Source organism: Planktothrix paucivesiculata PCC 9631 (assembly GCF_900009265.2).
In the GTDB taxonomy this organism is placed as follows: domain Bacteria; phylum Cyanobacteriota; class Cyanobacteriia; order Cyanobacteriales; family Microcoleaceae; genus Planktothrix; species Planktothrix paucivesiculata.
This window is the reverse complement of record NZ_LR735101.1, coordinates 1-686: the sequence shown is the minus strand read 5'-3', so window position 1 is coordinate 686 and position 686 is coordinate 1. Positions and strand designations below refer to the sequence as shown.

The window sequence follows — 686 nt, the reverse complement described above, 5'->3', positions numbered from 1 at the left end:
TTACTGGCTTTTTCTGTGCATTTTATTTCTTTTATTTGGTGATATTTCCACGATTCTGATAATATTTTTATCCCTATCTCTGCATCTGCTATGCAGGCATACTCTTGTTTCGATAGCTTACGCAGCGATGCTTTGGCGTTTTCTAACTGTTTTTCTACTTGCTCTGATATTTTTTTGATAGCCGATTGCTTCCGGGCTTCACTTTCTACCACTAGCCATCTTTGTTTTATATTCGCGTACTCACTTGATTTCGTTGCTATTCTATATCCTATTATTTGGCTTTCTTCCCATTCTTCCTCTTCTATCTCCACTATCTTATTTTGTGCTTCTTTTATACTTAATGGTACTCTTGTTATCCATTTCATTCCTGCCATTGCTCCTATATTCTCTGCTGTGTATAAGGCACTGTCTGCTACACATATTCCTTCAAATGTCCATTGCTTTTTAAATTCTTTTAGCCTTTCTACAAATACGCTTTTATCATCGGCGTTTCCGTCATCTATTTTTAGATACAATGGCACATCTCCGTCTGCGCTTACCACCATATCTATTATAAATTGTTTCAGATCTGGTCTTTTATCTCTTGAGTATCCATGCACTATTTTTATCGCTTTCATTTCTTCTTCTATTTCCTGATTTTCTTCTTCTTTACTTTTGTATTCTCCCTCTACTGATATCGAACTGCT

1 protein-coding gene is annotated in these 686 nt (G+C 35.9%); it reads right to left on the bottom strand.

The genetic code is table 11. The features are described 5' to 3' along the window. Positions 1 to 686, bottom strand: a 686-nt coding sequence (locus PL9631_RS25740; protein ID WP_156090722.1) for an IS1634 family transposase, incomplete at both ends; no start/stop codon positions are given.